Here is a 21,210-nt window from a genome sequence, read left to right on the forward strand (position 1 = left end):
GTAAGCCCCGTGGATTGAGTAGCCCCTACTCATGCGCCTCCGCCCGCCACGTCCGAAGCTCGGGGACATGACCGCAGTTCACCCACGCACCGCCACGGCCGGGTTCACCCGCACCGCGATGATCGCCTGCGCGGTGGCCTCGCCTCTCCTCATCGCCCTGTCGCTGCTGCTCGCCCCGTATCCGGCCACACTGGAAGGCGAGCCGTACATCCGGGCCTTCACCGCCCACCTCGACGGCTACGCCCTGCTGAGCTGGCTCGGCGTGCTGAGCTTCGCCACCCTCATCCCCGGCCTCCTCGCGGTGAGCAGGGTGGCCAGGGACGGGCGGCCCGTGCTCGGCCTGGTGGGCACGATCCTCGCCTTCATCCTGACCCTCCCGGCGATCGACACCGACGAGGTCATCTACGCCGCCATCCGCGCCGGGCTCGACGTGCCCACGACCCACCGGCTGGTCACCGAGGTGAACGAGGGGCTGCCGACCTCGGCGCTCGGGTTCACGTTCTTCCTGGCGCTGCTGGGGCTGGTGCTGCTGGGCGTCGCGGCGCTGAGCAGCGCGGCGCCAAAGTGGGCGGCGATCGCCCTGATCGTGGCGCCGCTGCTCATCCCGGTGGCCTGGCTGGCGCAGCTGTCGAACGTGGCGGCGGGCGCGGCCTGGCTCATCCTCACCGCCGCGATGGGCGGCGTCGCCCTCGCGCTGCCCCAGCCGCGCGAGAAGGCGTGAGGCGGCTACAATCCCAACCAAGCACTTGGTAGGAGGCGGCCGTGCGGCGGTTCAGGTTCGGAGCGGTGGTACGGGAGGCCGGGTCCGGGAAGGCGTGGGCCGAGAAGGCCAGGCGCCTGGAGGGGGCCGGGTTCGACGTGCTGCTGGTGCCCGATCACCTCGTCGGGCCCAGGTTCGCGCCCGTCGCCGCCCTGACCGCGGCCGCCTGCGCCACCACCAGGCTGCGCGTCGGCACCCTCGTGTTCGCCAACGACTTCCGGCACCCGGCCGTGCTGGCCAAGGAGGCGGCCACGCTCGACCTGCTGTCCGGCGGGCGGCTGGAGGTCGGGATCGGCACGGGGTGGCTGGCGGGCGACTACGCCGGCGCCGGGCTCACGCTGGAGCCCCCGGGGGTGCGCGTCGAGCGGTTGCGGGAGGCGCTCGCCGTGCTCAAGGGGCTCTGGGGCGACGGGCCCTTCGACTTCGAGGGGCGGCACTACCGGATCTCCGGCCTCGACCAGCAGCCCAAGCCCGTGCAGCGGCCCCGTCCCCCGCTGGTGATCGGCGCGGGCGGGGCCCGGATGTTGCGGCTGGCGGCCGAGGAGGCCGACGTCGTGAACATCGGGATGCGGGTGAAGGCCGACGGGAGCGGGCCCGACGTGCGGGACGGGGGGCTGCCCGCGCTCCTGGGCAAGCTCGCCGCCGTGCGCGCGGCGGCCGGCGACCGCTACCCGGAGCTGGAGCTCGGCACCAGCGTGGTGCAGGTGGGCGAGCGGAAGGCGGAGGAGGCGTGGAGCGCGGCCGACAGCTCCGCACTGGACGAGACACCCCAGGTCCTGCTGGGTACGCGGCACGACATCGCCGACAAACTCCGCTACTGGCGGGACGAGCACGATATTTCGTACTTCGTGGTGCATCACGAGCGTGACCTGCCCGCCTTCGAACCCGTCGTCGAGGACCTGGCCACCTGACCGCGGCCGGGAGAGGGCCGTGCCGGATGATGGGACCCATGAACGAGATGCTGCTGCTCCGGCACGGAGAGACCGAATGGAGCAAGGCGGGCAAGCACACCGGACGTACCGACCTGCCTTTGACGGAGCACGGCGAGGAGCAGGCCAGGGCGCTGGCGCCGCTGGTGAAGGAGCCGTTCGACCTGGTGCTGGTCTCCCCCGCCCAGCGCGCCAGGCGGACGGCGGAGCTGGCCGGGCTGTCCGGCTACGAGGTGGACGCCGATCTGTGGGAGTGGGACTACGGCGGCTACGAGGGGATCACCACGCCGGAGATCCGCAGGACCCACCCCGGCTGGTACCTGTGGCGCGACGGCGTGATCCCGGGCGACGCCGAGCACCCGGGCGAGAGCGCCTCCGAGGTGGCCGTGCGCGCCGACCGGGTGATCGAGCTGGCCCGCGGGGTCGAGGGGCGGGTGGCGCTGGTGGCGCACGGGCACTTCCTGCGCGTGCTGGCCGCCCGCTGGCTGGGCCTGGCGCCCGAGGAGGGCCGGCTGCTGAAGCTCGACACGGGCACCTACTCGCGGCTCGGCTTCGAGCACGCCGAGCCGGTGCTCCTGACCTGGAACGCCCCGGTCTAGAACCCGTCTGGAACGCGCGTCTGGAACGGCCCCTGGCCGACCTTCGTGCGCAGGGCCGCCTCGTGCATGGCCCTGCTCACCAGCCAGCCGCGTAACGACCCGAGGCTGGGGTCGTAGGCCAGCGGTTGCTCCCAGAGCGCGACGAACACGTTCTGGGTGACCTCCTCCGCGAACGCCTGGCTCTTGGTGACCTTGACCGCGACCCCGTAGACGTACGAGCCGTGCTGGTCGTAGGCGTCGGCCAGCGCGTCGAGGTCACCGGCCGTCAGCCGTGCGCACAGGTCCATGTCGCTCATCAGTCGCATCCCAGCGTGGCGGCGGCGCGGATCAGGTCGCGGGCGAGCGCGGGGTCGCCCTCGGCGGCGTACGGGAAGGAGTCGGCCGGCCACCGGTTGGCCAGCAGCCGGCAGAAGTCCACCGCCTCGGCCGAGATGAGCACGGCGAGGTGGTCGGAGGTGGGCGAGAGCGGGATCGTCCACGTGCCGCCGCCCGGGCCGGTCAGCACCACGGTGGCCGAGACGTCGCGGCGCGGCCCCTTCATCGCGCGGGGCAGCAGGGCCAGGCCGAACTCGGCGATCATGTGCACGTGCTCGGGGCGCGGGGCGGCCTTGGACCGGTCGGTGGCGACCCTGATGTCGTCGGCGTGCGTCCATGTCTCGAACGTGCGCTGGATCATGGCCTGGCGCAGCGGCGCGCGGGCCGGCCGGGCCCCCGCCAGCGCCACCTCGACGCCCAGCAGCACCTCGCTGCTGCACGAGACCCGCTCCAGCACGGAACCGGCCTGCTCGCGCCAGCGCCGGTGCAACGGCGCGGCGGCCGCGCCGGGACCCGGGACCCCCATGAACGTGGCCACGGTCGAGTCGTTGGCCATGAGGTGCTCGACCAGCCCCCTGACCGTGCCGTGCCTGGCGATCGGGAGCTCCCACTGCGGCTCGCTCAGCTCGGCCAGCAGTTCGTCCATGATCGCGACCTGCTCGGCGTACGGCGCCGCCACGGTGGTCACGGCCATCACGGCCGGGGTGCGGCGGCGGCGCGCCATGGACAGCACGGCCTCACGCAGCGTGGGCGGCGGCGCGACCGCCGTCTCCGGCTGGTCGAGCAGCGCGATCGCCGCGGTGCAGTCAGGGCACGATGCGACGTGTTCGTCTGGGCTCTGCCCGTTGTAGAGGTATGAGTCCGTCATGGCCACCTCCGCAGCCGACGCTAACCCGGCAGGCCCCCTGGCGCCAGGCGGCAACCGGGGAACGGTGCGAGAAGCGTCTCACGCCAGGGGCCTTCCAGGTAGTCGCGCGCCCGTTTTCCCCAGTCCAGCAGCCGGGAGTCGGAGGTCGCCTCGTCGTCGAGACCCAGGGCCGCGTCGCGGGCGCGCTGGGTGGCCAGGTGGTCGTCGAGGGAGACGGCCCAGAGGGTGACCGCCTCGGTGTCGCAGAACAGCACCTCGTACAGGCCGACGAGGGTGTGGCCGTGCTCGGCGAGCAAGGGGGCGCGCTCGGTGCGTACGGCGTCCAGGTAGTCGAGTGCGGCGCCGGGGCGTACGCGGGCGCTCTCGAAGAGGTAGAGCTCGGCGGCGGGGGCCTCGGCGAGCGGCGGGCAGCCCGGCGCGGCGCCGAGCGGCCGGGAGAACGCCGAGAAGCGCAGGTCGTCGATGTCGGACAGGAACAGGCGCTCGTCCACGCCCTGGTAGATCTCCATCATCTGCCGCCAGCCGCCGTCCCAGCCGCCGTGGCAGTCCCACAGCGTGACGGCCTTGAACTGGGGATGGCCGGTGATGCCGACCGCGTAGAAGGCGCCCACGAGGTCGATCTCGCGGGATCTGATGGACATGCCGGAGGTGAGCGAGGGCGCCGTGCGGGTCTCGTCCTCGCGCTTGTAGCGGGTCAGCCAGGTGAGGTACTCCAGGGGACGCCTGGAGTTCATCGGCCTGAAGTCGACCTCCTCGATCAGGTGGATCGCGCGCCGCACCACGCCTCCTCTACCAAGCGGTTGCTTGGCCTGAGGATAGCGATCAGGCCGGCGCTTGGGAAGGCTGGGGCCCCCGTCCCGTGAGCCACTCCAGGACCCTGCGGTGCCCGGAGGTGGCGTCCTCGAAGTGGCCCCAGTGCCAGTACCGCGGCTGGTCGCGGATGCCGGTCACCCAGGTCCGGTAGGAGACGGAGGCTCCCGTGGTGGCGGGCGCCACGCCGTAAGTGCGGATCACGACCTTGCCGCCCGGTGCGAAAAGCACGTCGTCGGCGATCGGATACAGGGTCATCTGGTCGAGCATGGACTGATCCTGACCGTGGCACGAGGCCGGACGGTTACACCTCCGGCGCGCCCCCGTTAAGCGGGCGCGCCGGAGGTAAACACGCTGTTAAACGAGCAGGCCGTCGAACTCTCCGTCCTTCACCCCGAGCACCAGGGCCCGGATCTCGTCGCGGGTATAGATGAGGGCAGGGCCGTCGGGAAAACGCGAGTTGCGCACCGCGATGCCCCCGTCGGGGAGCGCCGCGAGTTCGACGCAGTTGCCCTGCGAGTTGCTGTAGCGGCTCTTGCGCCAGGCGACCTGCGTCAGGTCCGCCGCGGGCATGCCGTTGTAGGTCTGGTTCATCTACATCTTTCTGAGAAGACCGCCGATGAGCTCGACGGTGCCCCCTGGCGTGGTGCTCTCCACGCACAACTGCTCCATCGCCGTGAGGTATGGATCGATGTCCTCACGTTTGTCCAGGTACAGGGCACCCCAGAGCTGCTCGACGTAGACAACGTCCGACAAATCGGACTCGGGAAACCGCAAGATGCTGAAAGCGCCCCCTTCGGCGGCGTGCTTGCCGAACCTGAAGGGCATCACCTGGATGGTGATGTTGGGAAGAGCGGCGACTTCCAGCAGATGCTGGAGCTGCTCGGACATGACCTCCCGCCCGCCGATGGTCCGCTTGAGCGCCGCCTCGTCGATGACGGCCCACAGCCGGGGTCCATCCTTCTGGGTGAAGCGCTCCTGACGCTGCATGCGCATATGCACGCGGCGCTCGATTCTCTCCGGACTCGCATCGGGGTTGCCAAGCTGAAAGACCGAACGCGCATACGAGGCCGTCTGCAGCAGGCCGGGCACGAACTGCACCTCGTAGGTCCTGATCACGCTGGCGGCCTCCTCCAGGCCGATGTACGTGGTGAACCAAGACGGCAGTTCGGCCGAGTATTTGTGCCACCACCCGGGGGTGTTGGCCTCGCGAACCATCTCCAGCAGGGCACGGCGCTCGGCATCGTCGACGACGCCGTACAGGGTGAGCAGGTCTTCCACGTCACGTGTCTTGAAGCCGACGCGGCCGAGCTCCATGCGGCTGATCTTGGACTCGGACGCCCGGATGTGAAATCCGGCCTGTGCCCGGTCGAGGCCGCTGGCCTCGCGGAGGCGCCTGAGGCTCGCCCCCAGCATGATGCGCCGAACGGTCGAACCGGAACCGGGCGGATCAATGGACACGTGCTTGCTCCTTGGTCGTTTCCTTGCCACACAGTCTGTCACTTCACGGCCGAAAGATCATGGGCCGCGGACAAGATCCCCTTTCCCCCATATTGACCATTTGAGGGCAACCGTAGCGCTTGCACGAGTTGTCTGCACGTGCATTCGCTCTTGCAACTGCACGAGAGTTTCCCGCAGAATGATCTACGTGCAATCCACCACGGCACACGGCCAGTGGACCACGTTCGATTGGTGGCCCCCAGTCGGCTGGTGGCCGGAGGCGGCCCGTGATCTGCTGGTCCCCGGCCCGTCCGCGAGCGCCACGTTCGTGCTCCCGCCCGCCGCGTCCTCCGTCCATTCGGCCCGCAGCTTCACGGCCGGCGCCCTGTCGGGCTGGGGCCTCGGCGAGCTGACCGAGAACATGGAGCTGGTGGTCTCCGAGCTGGCCACCAACGCCCTGCGTCACGGCCTGTGCCTGGACGACCCGCGCCGCGAGCGCGCGGTCCACATGTCCCTCGTCCGGCGGGGACCACTCGTCACCAGCGCCTTCACCGATCCCGGCTCCTCGGTGCCGGTGCTGCGATATCCTGGCCCCCTCGACACCGGCGGCCTCGGACTCCACATCGTCGAATCGCTCAGCCTCCGCTGGGGATGGTCCGCACTCGCACCCCACGGAAAGATCGTCTGGGCAGTCCTCTCCTGACCGGGGGTGATCTGCATTACCGTGGATGGTCATGGCTCACGGTGAGTCCCGCGCGCGACCCCATGAGAGTGCTGACAGATGGAAGATCACCTGCTCGGCTGGCTGCGAACACTAGACGAGGACCGGCTCGGCCGCATCCTGGCCAACCGGCCCGACGCCATCGCCGCGCCCTGGCCCAGGCGGCTGGACACTCTGGCCCAGCGGCTCGGCAACGGCTTCGCCGTGATGGAGACGCTGCGCGGCCTGCCGCTGCCCTGCCTGCAGCTCGCCGAGACCACCCTGGCCATGACCCGCCCCACCGCCGAGACGCTGGCGCGCTTCGTCAGCATGGAGCCGGAAGACGTCACCCCCTGGCTGGAGCACCTCTACGACCACGCGCTGGCCTGGCCGGACGACGACGGGGTGATCCACCTCGCCGAGGGCGTCACGCGCTGGTGGTCCGCGCCGCTCGGCCTGGGCGAGCCGCTGGAGCACTACCTCAACTCCTGGTCCATCAGCAACGACGCGCTGCACTCGCTCGCCCGGGCCCTGGGGCTGCCCGCGCACGGCAACAAGCGCCGGACGATCGCCCGCGTCATCGAGTCGCTCAGCGACCTCGAGCGGATCAGGGCGCTGATGCGCAACGCCCCTGACGGCACCGTGCCGCTGCTCGACCGGTTCGCGTGGGAGGGCCCCGCGCTCGACGTCGACGGCGGGAGGTTCGTCAGCCCGGGCACGCCGGAGAAGTGGTGCGCCGACCACGGCCTGCTCTTCCGGCCGAGCTGGCACGTCGCGGAGATCCCCCGCGAGGTGGCGATCTGCCTGCGCGGCCCCGGCTACCACCCGGCCTACCGCCCGGTGGCGCCCGAGGTGGCCGCGATCCCGGTCGACCCCGAGGAGGTCGACCACCTGATGACGCTGGCCGCGCCGCACGTGGTCGAGCGCTGCGCGGCGCTGCTCGACAACGCCTCCAAGACCCCCCTGCCGCTGCTCAAGACCGGCGGCGTCGGCGTGCGCGAGGTCCGCAGGGTGGCCAAGGAGACCGGCTGCGACGAGGACGAGACGCGGCTGCTGCTCGAGGTGTGCACGGTGGCCCGGCTGCTGGCCTGGGACGAGCCGTCCGGCGGCATGATCCCCACCGAGCGCTTCGACCGCTGGCGGCTCGACGAGGGCTCGGCCCGGCTGCGGGTGCTGCTGGCGGCGTGGTGGCGGATGGAGCGCTCCTCGCTGCGCAAGGTCGACGGCAAATACGGCACCGTGCTCGGCGACGACCCGGCCGGCAGCGCGATCGCCCAGGTGCGCAGGGCCGTCATCTCGGCACTGGCCCACCTGCCGTCCGGCACGGCCTTCGCCGACCGCGACAGCCTGATGAACAACGTCCACTGGCACGCGCCACTGATCGACCAGCCGCTGCTGCGCGAGTGCGCGCCCGCGGTGCTCGACGAGGCCAGGCTGCTCGGGCTGCTGGCCAACAACGCGCTCACCGACCTCGGCCGGGCGCTGGCGGGGCTGTCCGCGAAGGCGGGCGACGAGAACGACGACGCCGTCCCCATGGTCGAGCACGACCCGGTGCTGGCCGAGGCGGCCACCCGGGCGCTGGCCAGCGTGCGCAGGAGCGCGCTGTTCGGCCCCGACCTGACCGCGGTCGTCACGGGGCCGCCGTCGGCGGAGCTGGCGGCGCTGCTCGACCGGACCGCCGAGCGCGAGTCGCGGGGCGCGGCCTCGGTGTGGCGTTTCACCACCGAGAGCGTGCGGCGGGCGCTCGACCATGGCTACGAGGCCGACGACCTGCTCGACGAGCTGGCCGGGGTGGGCACCATCCCGCAGCCGCTCGAATACCTGGTCCGCGACACCGCCCGCAGGCACGGCGAGGTGACGGTCACCACGGTGGGGTGTGTCGTGCAGGCGACCGACCCGGCCCTGCTGGCCGAGATCGCCGCCCACCGGCGGCTGGGCCGGCTGGGCCTGCGGCTGCTGGCCCCCACGGTGCTGGTGAGCACGGCCCCGGCCGATCGCACGCTGGCCGCGCTGCGCGACGTCGGCTACTCCCCCGTGCCGGTCGCCGACACCGGCGAGATCACCATCCACCGGGCCAGACCCGAGGAGCCCGCCAACGGCAAGCTCATCCTGCTGCCGGGCGGGCAGGTGGCCGAGCTGTCGGAGTTCCCCGGCATCGAGGAGCTGGAGGCGGCCCCCTACATGTTCGCCGAGCCGGCCCCCGACCCCTACGAGCACGCCCGCCGCCTGCTGTCCGCCGGCCGGCCGGACGACGAGAAGAGCGGCCGCACGTGGGCGATCATCGGCAGGATGGCGACCCGGCTGCCCACCGCGCAGCAGTCGCTGCTCGGGTTCGTCGTCGACCGGGGCGTGCGGGCCGGCATCACGCTGACCGACGGGCTGACCGCCACGATCAGCCACGGCGAGCTCAAGGGCGGCGCGCTGGACGCCTGGTGCGAGGAGGCAGGCGACTACCTGGAGTTCCCCCTCGCCGAGATCGTCGAGGTGCGCGGGGCCTACTGAAAGGGCCCCTTACTTGAGCGGCTGGGCCTTCTTCAGGTTGGCCACCAGGCCCTCGAGGAAGCCGGCGTAGCCCTGATAGCTGTAGGGCGCCTCGGCGTTCCACGGGTAGAGCTGGCCGGCCTTGACCGCGGGGAGCTTGGCGAAGGTGGGCTTCTTCATCATCTCCTCGGGCTTGAGCGCCTGGGTGCGGGTGTCGTAGAGGATCACGTCGGCGTCGTACTCGTCGGCGTTCTCCCAGCTCAGCGTCTGGAAGAAGCCGCCCTCGTCGACCTTGGCGGGCGTGACGACGTCGAGGCCGGCGTCCTTGAGGTGCACGATGTCCGGGTACTCCGGCGGGTTGACCACCCAGAACGCGTCCGCGCCGCCCGACACCATGAGGATCTTGAGGTCCTTGAACTGGGCGAGCTCCTTGGTGGCCGCCTCCATGCGGGCCTTGGCCTCGGGCACGCCTTCCATGCTCGCGCCGAGGGACTTGGCCAGCTCCTCGTACTTGCCGATCACCTGCGTGGCGCTCTTGCCGGTGAGCATGACGCCCACGGTGGGGGCGACCTGCTCGATGGTGTCCTTGGACTTCTCGGGCACGTACCAGAGGGCGCCCTTGACGTACATGCTGCTGACCAGGAGGTCGGGCTGGAGCGCGATGTACTGCTCGACGTTGAACTCGTCCCACACGTTGCCCAGGCCCGTGACCTTGGTGATGTCCACGTTGCCGACCTGCGGGTCCTTGCTGCCGTCCTTGAGCTTGTGCGGGCCGAACACGCCGATCGGGCGCACGCCGAAGTCCCACAGGGCGGCCGCCGCGCCCACCTGGGCGACGACCCGGGAGGGCACCTTGGGCTGCTCGAGCTTCTTGTCGCGGTCATCGGTGAACGTCCAGCTCCGGGCGGCCGGGGCCGCCGCCGAGCCCGAGGTGGCGGGGGCGGCGGCGCCCGTGCCGCCGTCGCCGCCGCACGCCGCCAGTGTCAGGGCCGCCGCGAGTCCTGCCGCGCCCGCCAGGAAGCCCCTGCGAGCCAGTACCGGTCCCGACATGCACATCTCCTAAGGTTAGGCTTGCCTTCTTGTCAGACCATTAGATTAGCCTTGCCTAAGTTTGACTTGCTACGAGAGGGGGTCGGGTGCGCCCGGCTGAGGAGATGGCGGTGACCGCCACCGGTCCGGGGGCCACACCCGGGGAGGGCGGTGAGCGCAAGGCCAAGGGGCGCCCGTCCGTGCTGGTCGCCGGCCTGGTCGTCACGCTCGGGGTGCTCGCGCTCGTCGCGATGGCCAGCGTGGCGCTCGGCGCGCGCTCGGTGTCGTTCTCCACGGTGATCGACGCCTTCCTGGCCCCGAACGGCTCCAACGACCACACGGTCATCCGCGAGCTGCGGGTCCCGCGTACGCTGCTCGGCCTCGGTGTGGGCGCCACGCTGGGGCTGGCCGGCGCGCTCATGCAGAGCCTGACCCGCAACCCGCTGGCCGACCCCGGGCTGCTGGGCATCAACGAGGGCGCCGCGCTGGGCGTCACGCTCGCGCTCGGCGTGTTCGGGCTCACCGACCCCACGGTGTACGTGTGGTTCGCCTTCGGCGGGGCCGCGCTGGCCTCCGCCGCCGTCTACGCGCTGGCCTCCGCCGGCCGCTCGGGCTCCAGCCCCGTACGCCTGGCGCTGGCCGGGGTGGCGTTCGGCATGGTGTGCACGGCGGTGGCCTCGGCCATCCTGCGCATGGACACCCAGACCTTCGACCGGATGCGGTTCTGGCTGACCGGCTCGCTGGCCGGGCAGACGGAGGACACGGTGGTGCGGCTGGCGCCGTTCATGGTGGCCGGGCTGGTGCTCGGCCTGCTGCTGGCCAGGCCGCTCAACATGCTCGCGCTCGGCGACGACGCGGGCAAGGCGCTGGGCGTGGCGGTGAACCGGACCAGGATCCTGACCGGCGTGGCCGTCACGCTGCTGTGCGGCGCGGCCACGGCCGCCGCGGGGCCGCTGTGGTTCGTCGGGCTGATCGTGCCGCACGCCGTGCGCGCGCTGGTGGGGCCCGACCAGCGGTGGGTGCTGCCGTACTCGGCGCTGGCCGCGCCGGTGCTGCTGCTGGGGGCCGACGTGGTGGGCCGGCTCATCGCCCGGCCGGGCGAGGTGCAGGTGGGAATCGTGTGGGCGGTGGTCGGCGCGCCGATCTTCATCATGCTGGCCCGGCGGAAGCGGGTGGCGGCGCTGTGAACGTCCGCGTCGGAGCCTGGTCCGTACGGCTCGCGCCCCGCGCCCTGCTCGTCACCGCGATCTTGCTCGTGGTCGGGTTCGGGGTCACCGTGGCGGCGCTGTCCACGGGCGAGTTCACCGTCCCCGTGCCCGACATCATCGCCGCGCTCTTCGGCCAGGGCACCCCGGTCGCCGAGCTCATCGTCGCCAAGCTCCGCGCCCCCCGGGTGGTGACCGGGCTGCTGGTCGGGGCCGCGTTCGGGGTGAGCGGCGCCATCTTCCAGAGCCTGACCAGGAACCCCCTGGGCAGCCCCGACTTCATCGGCTTCACCGCCGGCGCCTCCACGGGCGGCATCATCGCCGTCGTCGCGGGCGGCTCCGCCGCGATGATCGCCGGCGGCGCGCTGGCCGGGTGCGTGGTGACGGCCGCGCTGGTCTACGCGCTGGCCTACCGGGGCGGCGTGCAGGGCTACCGGATGGTCCTGGTCGGCATCGGGGCCAACGCGCTGCTGCTGGCGCTCAACTCGTACATCCTGACCCGGGCCAACATCAACGACGCGGCCACCGCCGGGGCCTGGCTCACCGGCAGCCTGAGCGGGCGCGGGTGGGACCACGCGATGCCCGTCGCGCTGGCGCTGGTCGTGCTGCTGCCGCTGTGCGCGTACATCTCCCGGCCGATGCGCATGATCGAGATGGGCGACGACTCGGCCAAGGCCATGGGCATCAGGGTCGAGGTCGTGCGCGCGATGGCCATCACGGCCGGCGTGCTGCTGTCCGGGGTGGCCACCGCCGCCGCCGGGCCCGTCGTCTTCGTCGCGCTGGCCGCGCCGCAGCTCGCCCGGCGGCTCACCCGCTCCCCCGGCGTCACCCTGGGCGCCTCCGCGCTCATGGGCGCCGTGCTGCTGACCGCCGCCGACCTGGCCGCGCAGCGGATCCTCGCCCCCACCCAACTTCCCGTCGGAGTGCTGACCGCCGCCATCGGCGGCACGTACCTCGTCCTGCTCCTGCGAAAGGACCGCCACTGATGGCCTCCTCCCGCCTCTCCGGCACCGATCTCACCCTCGCCTACGACCAGCGGGTCGTGGCCACCGACCTGAGCGTGGCGATCCCGGACGAGTCCTTCACCGTGATCATCGGTCCGAACGCCTGCGGGAAGTCGACCCTGCTGCGGGCGCTGGCCAGGATGCTCAAGCCGAGGACGGGCACCGTGCACCTGGACGGCAGCGTGATCACGTCGCTGCCGTCGAAGGAGGTCGCGCGGCGGCTCGGGCTGCTGCCGCAGAGCTCGATCGTGCCCGACGGGATCACCGTGGCCGACCTGGTGGCCCGCGGCCGCTACCCGCACCAGCGGCTCATGCGGCAGTGGTCGAAGGCCGACGAGGCGGCGGTGTCCGAGGCGATGCGCGCCACCGACGTGTCGGAGCTGGCCGACCGGATCGTGGACGAGCTGTCGGGCGGGCAGCGGCAGCGGGTGTGGCTGGCCATGGCGCTGGCGCAGGAGACGCCGATCCTGCTGCTGGACGAGCCGACCACGTTCCTGGACATCTCCCACCAGATCGAGGTGCTCGACCTCTGCGCCGACCTGCACGAGGCCGGCCGGACCATGGTGGCCGTGCTGCACGACCTGAACCAGGCGTGCCGGTACGCCACGCACCTGATCGTGATGCGGGGCGGCGAGATCGTGGCCGAGGGCGACCCGACCGAGGTCGTCACGCCCGAGCTGGTCCACCAGGTGTTCGACCTGCGGTGCGAGATCATCCAGGACCCGCAGTCGGGCACCCCGCTCATCGTCCCCGAGGCCCGGCGCCGGGTGCCCGCCACTTCCTCCTGACCCTTCCCGGAGGAGCTCAAGAGGTCAGGGCGGTGGCCACCGTGAGGACGGCCCGGATCGCGCGATCCGGGCCGTAGTCGTCCTTGAGCATGGCCGCGACCTCCGCGCCCATGGCGGCCAGCAGCACGTGGGACAGCAGGTCGGCGTCGCTCCCCGGCCCCGCGGCCGGCCCTGTGGCCGGCCCTGTGGCCGAGCCCGCAGCCGGCCGGGCCTCGGCCAGCAACATCGCCGCGTGCCGGTGCCAGAACCAGTAGGCCCCGATGCGGTACCGCGCCCCCGGGCTGGCCGTCTCCGACATGCGCACCAGGTCGAGGTGGGCGAACAGGTAGTCCAGGTACGCGGCCACGAACGCGGCCAGCCGCTCCCGCGCGGGAGCCCCCGGGCCGAGGGGCGGCGGGCCGGACAGGATGCGCTGCTGCAGGTCGCGCTCCCGGGAGTCCAGCAGCGCCACCGCCAGCCCCGACTTGTCGCCGAACCGTCGGAAGAGCGTCCCCTTGCCCACGCCGGCCTCCGCCGCGACGGCGTCCATCGAGACCGCGTCCACGCCCTTCTCCGCGAACAGGCGAGCGGCCGCGGCCAGCACCTTCTCCCTGTTGCGCGCCGCGTCCGCGCGCTCCTGGACGGGGCGGCTCATGAGCAGTTCCAGCGACGTTTCCCGCACCATCCGGACTCTAGTCAATGCGCAGTGCCGAAGGCGCTCCGGGAACGTGCCAAAAGACGTGGAGGCCCGGCCGTCCACGGGAGACCCTCTGCCGAATGCTCAGAACACCTTTTTCAGGGGGAATCGAAATGGACCATGCCGTCGTCATCGGCGCGAGCATGTCGGGGCTGCTGTCCGCCGCGGCCCTGCACCGCCTGTTCGCCCGGGTCACGGTGCTCGACCGCGACGCGCTCCCGGCGGTGGACTCGCACCGCCGGGGCGTCGGGCAGAGCCGTCACGCGCACGGCCTGCTCGCCAAGGGCCGCGAGGTCATGGACGAGCTGCTGCCCGGCATCACGGCCGAACTCGTCGCGCAGGGGGCGCTCAAGGGGGACCTGCAGGAGCAGGCCCGCCACATCCACGGCGGGCACCGGCTGGCCAGGGGGCAGAGCGGCCTGACCGGGCTGCTGGTGAGCCGGCCGCTGCTCGAAGGCCAGGTACGGCGCAGGGTGGGCGGGCTGCCGGGGGTGCGGATCCTGTCCGAGCGCGTCGTCACCGGTCTGCTGTCCCAGGAGGGCCGGGTCACGGGGGTGCGGCTCGCCGACGGCGAGCTGATCCCGGCCGATCTCGTCGTGGACGCCGCCGGGCGCGGCTCGCGCATGCCGTCATGGCTGGGCGAGCTGGGCTACCGGCCGCCGCAGGAGGAGCAGGTGCCGATCGACGTGCGCTACGGGACGTACGAGTTCCGCCGCCGCCACGACCACCTCAACGGGGACCTGGTGGTCATCGTCGGCCCCACGCCCGGCGCGCCGCGGGCCGGGGTGGCGCTGGCGCTGGAGGACGACCGCTGGATCGTGACCCTGGTCGGGTACGGCGAGGGCCCGCCGCTCACCCTGGACGGCTTCGCCGCCTACGCCGGCACCCTGCCGGCCCCCGACCTGCACCACCTGGTCAACCTGGCCGAACCGATCGGGGAGCCGCGCGCCTACCGCACCCCGGCCGCGGTCCGGCGCCGCTACGAGCGGCTGACCCGCTTCCCCGACGGCCTGCTGGTCACCGGGGACGCGGTCTGCGCGTTCAACCCCCTGTACGGCCAGGGCATGACGGTCGCCGCCATGGAGGCCAGGGCGCTGCTCGACCCGGACCTGAACCCCCTGCCGTTCTTCCGGCGGATCGCCGGGATCGTGGACACACCCTGGGAGATCACGGTCGGCGGCGACCTGCGGATGCCCGGGGTGGAAGGCAACCTGACGCCGAAGATGCGGATGGTGGGCGCCTACCTCGACCGTTTCCACGCGGCCGCCGCGCACGACCCCGAGCTGACGCGGCGCTTCCTGCGGGTGACGAACCTGTACGACCCGCCGCCGTCGCTGATGGCCCCCGCCGCGCTGATCAGAGTGCTGCGCAGCGGCGCACAGCGAGCAGTGCCAGTGCCCGCGTGACCGCGCGCAGCTCGCTCAGCTCGACCTGCTCCCTGGGGGCGTGCGCGAACCGCACGTCCCCGGGGCCGTAGTGCAGCGTCGGGATCCCGCCCGCCGCGTACAGCCGCAGATCGCTCCCGTACGGCGCCGCCGCCTCGGCCGGCCGCGCGCCCGTCGTGTCCTCGACCGCCCGGCCGACCTGCTCCAGCAGTTCGTGCCCCGCGGGCAGCCGGCCGCTGGCGAACTGCCCGCCCGGCCACGTCACCACCGGCGGGTTGCCGCGCAGCCACGGGTGCGCGACCTCCATGACCGCCTCCTCGAACGCCGCCCGCGCCGCCGCCGGGTCCTCGTCCAGCCGCACCCCGAGTCGCCCCTCGGCGACCAGCAGGTCGGGCACGGTGCTGGCCCAGTCGCCCGCGCGCACGGTCCCGACCTCGATCGGGTACGGCATCGCGTTGCCGCCGAACAGCCCGTGGACGTCGCGGTTGCGCTCGGCCTCCAGGCGCCTGATCGCCTCGAACACCGGCCAGAACACCTCGATCGCGTTGACCCCCTCGTACCGGGTGGCGCCGTGCGCGGCCCGCCCGGCGATCTCCAGCCGGAAGGTCAGCGCCCCCGCGTTGGCGGTGATGACCGCGCCGCTGGTGGGCTCGCTGATGACCGCGGCCTCGGCCGTGTGGCCCCTGGCCAGGGTGGCGAACGCGCCGAGCCCGCCGTCCTCCTCGCTGATCACGCAGTGCACGGCCAGCGGCCTGGCCAGCCTGATCCCGGCCTTGTGGACGGCCCGGGCCACGGCCAGGTTCGCGACCAGACCGGCCTTCATGTCGCACGCGCCCCTTCCGTGCAGCACGTCGCCGGTGATCCGGGCGGCGAACGGGTCGCTCCCCTCCCACTTGGCCAGGTCCCCGGTCGGCACGACGTCCACGTGGCCCTGCAGCGCGAGCGCGGGCGGGCCCTCGCCGCCGGGGGTGACGGCCGCGACGCCGTACCCCTCGGTCCTGGGGGCCTCGGTGCCGGGGAAGCCGGGGCGGGCGGTCAGTGCGGGGAGGTCGAGCTTCCAGACGTCCACGTCCATGCCGGCCTCGGTGAGCAGGCCGGCGAGGCGGTGCTGGAGGTCGGACTCGGCGTCGGTGCCGGTGACGCTGGGGACCCGGACGGTCTCGGCCAGCAGGTTCACGGTCTCGGGTTCGTCGATGGCGGTCAGGACCCGGGCTTCCACGTCGTGCATGGTGCACACCTTCTCATGAACTCGAATCAGGACTTGTGGCGATACAGGGGCGTGCGTACATGGATGAGCTGGATCGTGGTGGTGCCCTTCGCCTTGTGGGCGGTGGTGCGGCTGAGCGGGTTCGAGCCGGACTGGCCGTGGGTGCCGTTGGTGGCGTACACGCCGTACGCGGTGTGCGCGGCCGGGCTCGGGCTGGTGCTGGCCTGCGCGCTGCGGCGGTGGGCGGCGGGCACGGTCGCGCTGGTGTCGGTGCTGGCGATGGTGCCGGCCGTGCTGCCCCGCGCGCTCACCGACGGCAACCCCGACGCGAAGGGGCCGGAGTTGCGGGTGCTCGCGGCCAACCTGATGGTCGGACAGGCGGCCACCGACCAGCTGATGGCGCTGGTCACCAGGCTGAAGCCGGACGTGCTGACGCTGCAGGAGCTCACCCCGGACTCCATGCGGCGGCTGGAGGAGGCGGGGCTGCGCCGCACGCTGGCGCACGCCGTGACCCGGCCGCTGCCCGGTGTGGGCGGGTCCGCCGTGTACGCGCGGCACCCGCTCAAGGACGGCGGGCTGATCAAGCTGGGCTCATTCGGGCAGGCCAGGGCCTGGCTGACGCATCCGGACGGGGCCCGGATCGAGATCGTGTCGGTGCATCCGTGCGCGCCCAAGCGCACCGGGCGGCAACCGTGCTGGCAGGGCGGGCTGGACGCGCTGCCCCGTGCCGGCGGCGACGCGCTGCGGGTGCTGGCGGGCGACTTCAACGCCACGCTCGACCACCTCCCGATGCGGGACCTGCTGGACTCCGGATACCGGGACGCGGCCGACGTGATGGGGCTCGGGTTCCGGGCGACCTGGCCGCAGGGCTCGCCGTGGACGCACTCGCCCGGCGTGACGATCGACCACGTGCTGGCGGACTCGCGGATGGCGGTGCTCGGCTTCGAGGTGGCGGCGCTGGCGCGCACCGACCACCGCCCGGTCTTCGCCCGGCTCAGGCTCCCCTGACCCGCTTCGCCCGGCTCAGGATTCCCTGGGCGCCTCGCTGATCTGTATGTCGCTGAAGCGGACGGCGAACCCCTTGCCGACGGGCGCGGCCGCCATGGCACCGGCCAGCGCGGGCCGCCCCGGCGGGAAGTAGGCCAGGCGGAGCATGGTCTCGGGCGGGTCGTCGTCGAGGCCGTAGCGCACGGTCACCGCGTCGCCCGCCCGCTCCAGGCCGAACGTCACCCGCCGCGCCGAGCGGCCCAGCGGGAGCACCGACCAGTCCGAGAACCCCCTGGTCACGACCGTGCTGAGGTGGAAGCCGCCGTCGACGTACTCGACTCCGGCCTTGATCCAGTCGTCCTGGCCGATCCTCAGCACGGCGCCCGCCTGGTCGTACTGCTCGGCGTAGTCGCCGGAGAAGGTGACCGTCAGGCGGGCGTCGCCGGGGACCGTGCGGCCGAACAGGTGGGCCGTGTCGTAGGAGTAGCCGTAGTGGGTCTCGCGCCACAGATCCGTGCCGGGGTCGCAGAACAGGCTCAGGCCGTCGTCGGCGGCCCATTCGCGCGGTACGTTCAGCCATTCCCAGCCGGTCTCGCCGAAGGCCATGATCATGACGGCCATCCTGCCACGATCGCGGGACAGGTGTAAGCGGCCCGCGTCGCCGTCCTGGAGACCTGCGCGTTCGCCTGCTCGTAAACTTGGGCCTGTGGTAGAGCCCAAGTTCGAGATACAGATGCTGCACGACCGGGTCATGATCAGGTTGGAGCAGGAGGCCGAGGAGCGGCGCAGCGGCTCCGGGATCGTCATCCCCGCGACGGTCAAGATGGCCAACCGGCTCTCCTGGGGCGAGGTCTGCGGCGTCGGCACGAACGTGCGCTCGGTCAAGGTGGGCGACAAGGTGCTGTTCAACCCCGAGGACCAGTTCGAGGTGGAGGTGCACGCCAAGGTCTATCTGGTGATGCGCGAGCGCGACCTGCACGCGGTGGCCACGCAGGAGACCGACCACGGCACCGGCCTCTACCTATGACGGTGTCACCCGGCTGAAGGAGAGCCACAGGTCCTTGGCCCACGTTCCGGCGGGCAGGTCGGCGAGCACGCGCGTGACCTTGCCCCGCAGGTCGAGAACCGACAGGCGGTAGGCGCCCCGGTGGGCCATGACGGCGACCAGGTGGCTGTCGTCCCACCAGCCGAACAACGCCTCCGGCCGCGCGCTCACCCGCTGGGCGATCCTGCCCGTGGCGTGGTCGACCAGGCAGAGCTGCTCCTTGAAGCGCGACGGGCACCAGGTGGCCAGCCTCTTGCCCGACGGGGAGAAGGGATCTTCCGGGCCCGTCGGCAGGCCGGCGCCCGCGTACGTGCGCACGACCGCGCCGTCGGAGGGCCGGTGGACGCGCAGGCCGGTGCCGTGCCTGGTGACGAGGTTGCCGTCGGGGCTCCACCAGAAGCCCGCGTCCGCGCTCAGGCCCGAGACCCGCACCGTGCGGGCGGTCTTGGCGGTCACGTCCACGACCGTGAAGCCGAGCACCCGCCACTTGCCGCCCACCTTGCGCTCGACGGTGAGCGCGACGCGCTTGGCGTCGCGGGACCACGAGGCGTAGGAGGCGGTCATCGGCCTCTTCACCGTGCGGACGGCGGAGGTGCGGCCAGTGGTGCGGTCGGTGACGAGCAGGGTGTCGTAGCCGGACCGGTACGCGGCGGGCACGCCTGCCGTCAGGCGGTTGCCCGGCGAGACGGACACCTCCGACAGGGTTTTCTCCCAGGCGAAGGCGTTGCCGGTGGCGGCTCTGAGGTAGGTGCGCCTGGTGCCGAGGCCGTAGGAGGCGAGGCGTACCGGATCGCCCGCTTTTTCGCGATATTTCACGCTACCGGTGCCCGGCAGCACCAGATCCGCCCCTACGGGGAGGGGCGCTTGCGCGGGAAGGGGCGCGGCGACGGTCAGGGACAGCGCGACGGCGATGTGAGCGATCACGCCCGCAGGATAGGCGGGCGGTCCCCGAGATTCCGGGCGCGATAACGACCGGGTCTGGATGGGCCCCGAAGGGGCCGTCAGACGAAGCGCTGCGCGATCTCGATCACATCGATGCCGAGCGTGCGCAGGCCGAAGTAGACGATCACCCCGGCGACGGCCACCGTCACGACGAGCACGATGATGCGGACGGTCCAGCCCTGCCGCTTGTACCACTCCGTCCAGGCGTGCAGCGTCTGCTTGCCGAACTCCAGCGTCTTGTGCGCCCAGTGGAACTCCGTGGCCAGCACCGCCAGCCCGGCGAACACGACCAGCCACCCCGGCCCCGGGAACGGCACCATGACCAGTCCGCCCGCCACCATGACGGTCCCGATGACGCCGATCACGATCTTCAGCGTGAGCGCACCGGTGCGGGTGGACCGGACCCCGTCCAGCCAGCCCTGGATGCCGGTGCGGCGCTCAGGCATGCCGGAGTGCCCGGCGGCCTCGTCCTTGATCACGTCGGCATCGCCGGTGTCGGAGTTCTGAATCGCCACAATTCCCCCCGGCAGTCGGTGTGCCACCCAGGATACGGCTCCCGCCGCTGTGCCCACTTGCAGTCGGGTAGCAAATCACCAAACGCCATATTGAGTAAAATTTCCTGTCTGATCAGGACCTTTCCGGCAAACGTCGGTTAATGTCTGGTATGCCCGAGGTTTTGCTCCGCACCGTCACCGGCCCTGTACGCGCGGCCGCCGTCGAGGGTGCCGTCCTTCCCCATGAGCACCTGCGTACCGACATGCGCTGGGCGGTCGGCATCGACTCCGACCCCTACCGCTGGCTCGACGAGGAGACCACCGTCACCGGCGAGCTCCGGGAGCTGCGCCAGTCCGGCCGGCTCGGCCTGGTGGTCGACCTGACGTGCATGGGGATGGGACGTGACGCCGCCGCCCTGGCCCGCATCGCGGCCGGCAGCCGCGTACCGGTGATCGCCTCGACCGGCCTGTTCGCCGAGCCGTTCACGAACGTGGGCGACGAGGGCGTGGACGCGCTCACCGCCCGGCTGATGGAGGAGATCGTCAGCGGCGTGGACGGCACGGGGGTGTTCCCCGGCGTGATCGGCGAGGTCGGGAGCTGGGGCGCCGAGCCCACGGCGGGCGAGGAGCGCTGCCTGGTCGCCGCCGCGCGCGCCTCCCTGCGCTCGCGCCTGCCCGTCGCCACGCACGGCAGGAACGCCCTGGCGCTGCTGGAGATCCTGCTCGGCCAGAACCTGCCGGCCTCGCGGGTGGCCGTCGGCTACGCGGGCACCGACCTGGGCGCGGCCAGGAAGATCGCCGAGGCGGGCGCGTACGTGAGCCTGGGCCTGCTCGGCCTCGGCCCGGACCAGGTGTCCAGGATCGCACTCGGCCTCGTCGAGGACGGCCACGCCGACCGCCTGCTGATCAGCACGGGACTGAGCCGGGTGGCGCAGGTGCGCAGGTACGAGGGGCCGGGGTACGCCCACCTGTTCGACGAGCTGCTGCCGCGCCTGAGCGAGGCGGGCACCGGCGAGGACGTGATCCGCCTGGTCACGCACGACAACCCGCTGCGCTGGCTGACCGAGGGACTCGCCTGACCCGGAGCCCGTCCCGCGACTTGACCTCAACCGATGTCAAGGTTGCAGACTGACCCGCATGGTCTTTTCACCAGCGGAAATCGAATATCTGGCCGGCCGGCGGCTCGCCCGCCTGGCCACGGTCACGCCCGACGGACAGGTGCAGAACAACCCCGTGGGCTTCTTCGTGGACGCGGAGGGCGGCACGATCGTCATCGGCGGGCATGCCCTCGGCAAGTCCAAGAAGTTCAGGAACGTCCAGAAGGGCAGCACGGTCGCGCTCGTCGTGGACGACCTCGCCTCGGTCGACCCGTGGGTGGCGCGGGGCATCGAGATCCGGGGCACGGCGGAGGCGCTGACGGACGCGGAACCGCCCCTGCCGTACTTCTCCCGGGAGATCATCCGGATCAGCCCGAACAAGATCATCTCGTGGGGCCTGGACGGGCCTCGGCAGAGCCGGACGGTGTGAAAGCTCGCTAGGATCGGGG

25 protein-coding genes are annotated in these 21,210 nt (G+C 72.1%); 13 read left to right on the plus strand and 12 right to left on the minus strand.

The window, feature by feature from the left end; all coding sequences use genetic code 11:
• Positions 1–67 precede the first annotated feature (67 nt).
• From AB0J69_RS06995 to AB0J69_RS07005, 3 genes are read left to right on the plus strand one after another with little or no spacing between them, the layout of a single operon-like run.
• Positions 68–721, plus strand: coding sequence for a hypothetical protein (locus tag AB0J69_RS06995; protein WP_364113737.1), 654 nt, complete (start codon positions 68–70; stop codon positions 719–721).
• A 41-nt stretch (positions 722–762) separates the two neighbouring features.
• On the plus strand, positions 763–1,671 hold the full coding sequence (locus tag AB0J69_RS07000) for a TIGR03621 family F420-dependent LLM class oxidoreductase (protein ID WP_364113739.1): 909 nt from the start codon (positions 763–765) through the stop codon (positions 1,669–1,671).
• A 38-nt stretch (positions 1,672–1,709) separates the two neighbouring features.
• Positions 1,710–2,288 (plus strand): histidine phosphatase family protein, encoded by a 579-nt coding sequence (locus AB0J69_RS07005; RefSeq protein ID WP_364113741.1) that lies wholly within the window; start codon positions 1,710–1,712, stop codon positions 2,286–2,288.
• On the opposite strand, the gene AB0J69_RS07010 is transcribed toward AB0J69_RS07005, so the two are convergent.
• From AB0J69_RS07010 to AB0J69_RS07035, 6 genes are all read right to left on the minus strand, one after another.
• Positions 2,285–2,584 (minus strand): sigma factor, encoded by a 300-nt coding sequence (locus tag AB0J69_RS07010; RefSeq protein WP_364113743.1) that lies wholly within the window; start codon positions 2,582–2,584, stop codon positions 2,285–2,287. The two genes, AB0J69_RS07005 and AB0J69_RS07010, sit on opposite strands and share 4 nt — an antisense overlap.
• The gene (locus tag AB0J69_RS07015; RefSeq protein ID WP_364113745.1) at positions 2,584–3,471 is read right to left on the minus strand and encodes a hypothetical protein; all 888 of its coding nucleotides are present in this window, start codon (positions 3,469–3,471) and stop codon (positions 2,584–2,586) included. Before AB0J69_RS07015 ends, AB0J69_RS07010 begins: the two co-directional genes overlap by 1 nt.
• A gap of 20 nt (positions 3,472–3,491) precedes the next feature.
• Positions 3,492–4,250 carry a hypothetical protein gene (locus tag AB0J69_RS07020; protein ID WP_364113747.1) on the minus strand — a complete coding sequence of 253 codons (759 nt, stop codon included), beginning with the start codon at positions 4,248–4,250 and terminating at the stop codon, positions 3,492–3,494.
• Positions 4,251–4,293: 43 nt separating this feature from the next.
• The gene (locus AB0J69_RS07025) at positions 4,294–4,551 is read right to left on the minus strand and encodes a hypothetical protein (RefSeq protein WP_127931727.1); all 258 of its coding nucleotides are present in this window, start codon (positions 4,549–4,551) and stop codon (positions 4,294–4,296) included.
• Between the two features lie 87 nt (positions 4,552–4,638).
• On the minus strand, positions 4,639–4,875 hold the full coding sequence (locus tag AB0J69_RS07030) for a DUF397 domain-containing protein (RefSeq protein WP_080041320.1): 237 nt from the start codon (positions 4,873–4,875) through the stop codon (positions 4,639–4,641).
• Positions 4,876–5,697 (minus strand): helix-turn-helix transcriptional regulator, encoded by an 822-nt coding sequence (locus tag AB0J69_RS07035; RefSeq protein ID WP_168010388.1) that lies wholly within the window; start codon positions 5,695–5,697, stop codon positions 4,876–4,878. It lies immediately after the preceding gene.
• Positions 5,698–5,920: 223 nt separating this feature from the next.
• Between AB0J69_RS07035 and AB0J69_RS07040 the strand changes: the two genes are divergently transcribed.
• Together AB0J69_RS07040 and AB0J69_RS07045 are read left to right on the plus strand one after the other, a co-directional pair.
• Positions 5,921–6,424 carry an ATP-binding protein gene (locus tag AB0J69_RS07040; protein ID WP_364113750.1) on the plus strand — a complete coding sequence of 168 codons (504 nt, stop codon included), beginning with the start codon at positions 5,921–5,923 and terminating at the stop codon, positions 6,422–6,424.
• A gap of 78 nt (positions 6,425–6,502) precedes the next feature.
• Positions 6,503–8,923: a helicase-associated domain-containing protein gene (locus AB0J69_RS07045; RefSeq protein ID WP_364113752.1), complete on the plus strand. Its 2,421-nt coding sequence runs from the start codon at positions 6,503–6,505 to the stop codon at positions 8,921–8,923.
• Between the two features lie 9 nt (positions 8,924–8,932).
• Here AB0J69_RS07045 and AB0J69_RS07050 read toward each other — a convergent pair whose 3' ends face one another.
• The gene (locus tag AB0J69_RS07050) at positions 8,933–9,952 is read right to left on the minus strand and encodes an ABC transporter substrate-binding protein (RefSeq protein WP_364113754.1); all 1,020 of its coding nucleotides are present in this window, start codon (positions 9,950–9,952) and stop codon (positions 8,933–8,935) included.
• A 104-nt stretch (positions 9,953–10,056) separates the two neighbouring features.
• On the opposite strand from AB0J69_RS07050, the gene AB0J69_RS07055 reads away from it, so the two are divergent.
• Genes AB0J69_RS07055 through AB0J69_RS07065 form a run of 3 tightly spaced genes read left to right on the plus strand, consistent with a single transcriptional unit; the run spans position 10,057 to position 12,928 of the window.
• Positions 10,057–11,118: an iron chelate uptake ABC transporter family permease subunit gene (locus tag AB0J69_RS07055; protein WP_364113873.1), complete on the plus strand. Its 1,062-nt coding sequence runs from the start codon at positions 10,057–10,059 to the stop codon at positions 11,116–11,118.
• The gene (locus tag AB0J69_RS07060; RefSeq protein WP_364113756.1) at positions 11,115–12,122 is read left to right on the plus strand and encodes an iron chelate uptake ABC transporter family permease subunit; all 1,008 of its coding nucleotides are present in this window, start codon (positions 11,115–11,117) and stop codon (positions 12,120–12,122) included. Before AB0J69_RS07055 ends, AB0J69_RS07060 begins: the two co-directional genes overlap by 4 nt.
• Complete coding sequence (locus AB0J69_RS07065) at positions 12,122–12,928, plus strand: ABC transporter ATP-binding protein (protein WP_364113758.1); 807 nt, start codon at positions 12,122–12,124, stop codon at positions 12,926–12,928. Before AB0J69_RS07060 ends, AB0J69_RS07065 begins: the two co-directional genes overlap by 1 nt.
• A gap of 16 nt (positions 12,929–12,944) precedes the next feature.
• Here AB0J69_RS07065 and AB0J69_RS07070 read toward each other — a convergent pair whose 3' ends face one another.
• Positions 12,945–13,589 (minus strand): helix-turn-helix domain-containing protein, encoded by a 645-nt coding sequence (locus tag AB0J69_RS07070; protein WP_364113760.1) that lies wholly within the window; start codon positions 13,587–13,589, stop codon positions 12,945–12,947.
• Positions 13,590–13,717: 128 nt separating this feature from the next.
• On the opposite strand from AB0J69_RS07070, the gene AB0J69_RS07075 reads away from it, so the two are divergent.
• Complete coding sequence (locus AB0J69_RS07075; protein WP_364113762.1) at positions 13,718–15,010, plus strand: tryptophan 7-halogenase; 1,293 nt, start codon at positions 13,718–13,720, stop codon at positions 15,008–15,010.
• Here AB0J69_RS07075 and AB0J69_RS07080 read toward each other — a convergent pair.
• Positions 14,961–16,217, minus strand: a complete 1,257-nt coding sequence (locus AB0J69_RS07080) for an ArgE/DapE family deacylase (protein ID WP_364113764.1) — start codon at positions 16,215–16,217, stop codon at positions 14,961–14,963. The two genes, AB0J69_RS07075 and AB0J69_RS07080, sit on opposite strands and share 50 nt — an antisense overlap.
• Positions 16,218–16,280: 63 nt before the next feature.
• Between AB0J69_RS07080 and AB0J69_RS07085 the strand changes: the two genes are divergently transcribed.
• Positions 16,281–17,204: an endonuclease/exonuclease/phosphatase family protein gene (locus AB0J69_RS07085; RefSeq protein ID WP_364113766.1), complete on the plus strand. Its 924-nt coding sequence runs from the start codon at positions 16,281–16,283 to the stop codon at positions 17,202–17,204.
• A gap of 15 nt (positions 17,205–17,219) precedes the next feature.
• Here AB0J69_RS07085 and AB0J69_RS07090 read toward each other — a convergent pair whose 3' ends face one another.
• Entirely contained in the window at positions 17,220–17,804 is a 585-nt protein-coding gene (locus AB0J69_RS07090; RefSeq protein WP_364113768.1) for a DUF1349 domain-containing protein, read from the minus strand.
• An 85-nt stretch (positions 17,805–17,889) separates the two neighbouring features.
• On the opposite strand from AB0J69_RS07090, the gene AB0J69_RS07095 reads away from it, so the two are divergent.
• Positions 17,890–18,210 (plus strand): co-chaperone GroES, encoded by a 321-nt coding sequence (locus AB0J69_RS07095; protein ID WP_364113770.1) that lies wholly within the window; start codon positions 17,890–17,892, stop codon positions 18,208–18,210.
• Here the strand turns inward: AB0J69_RS07095 and AB0J69_RS07100 are convergent.
• Entirely contained in the window at positions 18,205–19,152 is a 948-nt protein-coding gene (locus AB0J69_RS07100; RefSeq protein ID WP_364113772.1) for a hypothetical protein, read from the minus strand. The genes AB0J69_RS07095 and AB0J69_RS07100 overlap by 6 nt on opposite strands.
• Positions 19,153–19,229: 77 nt before the next feature.
• The gene (locus AB0J69_RS07105) at positions 19,230–19,685 is read right to left on the minus strand and encodes a TIGR02611 family protein (RefSeq protein ID WP_364113774.1); all 456 of its coding nucleotides are present in this window, start codon (positions 19,683–19,685) and stop codon (positions 19,230–19,232) included.
• A gap of 149 nt (positions 19,686–19,834) precedes the next feature.
• On the opposite strand from AB0J69_RS07105, the gene AB0J69_RS07110 reads away from it, so the two are divergent.
• The gene (locus AB0J69_RS07110) at positions 19,835–20,743 is read left to right on the plus strand and encodes an aryldialkylphosphatase (protein ID WP_364113775.1); all 909 of its coding nucleotides are present in this window, start codon (positions 19,835–19,837) and stop codon (positions 20,741–20,743) included.
• A gap of 58 nt (positions 20,744–20,801) precedes the next feature.
• Positions 20,802–21,191 carry a PPOX class F420-dependent oxidoreductase gene (locus tag AB0J69_RS07115; protein ID WP_364113777.1) on the plus strand — a complete coding sequence of 130 codons (390 nt, stop codon included), beginning with the start codon at positions 20,802–20,804 and terminating at the stop codon, positions 21,189–21,191.
• Positions 21,192–21,210 lie beyond the last annotated feature (19 nt).

This window comes from Nonomuraea sp. NPDC049709, from assembly GCF_040674815.1.
In the GTDB taxonomy this organism is placed as follows: Bacteria; Actinomycetota; Actinomycetes; order Streptosporangiales; family Streptosporangiaceae; genus Nonomuraea.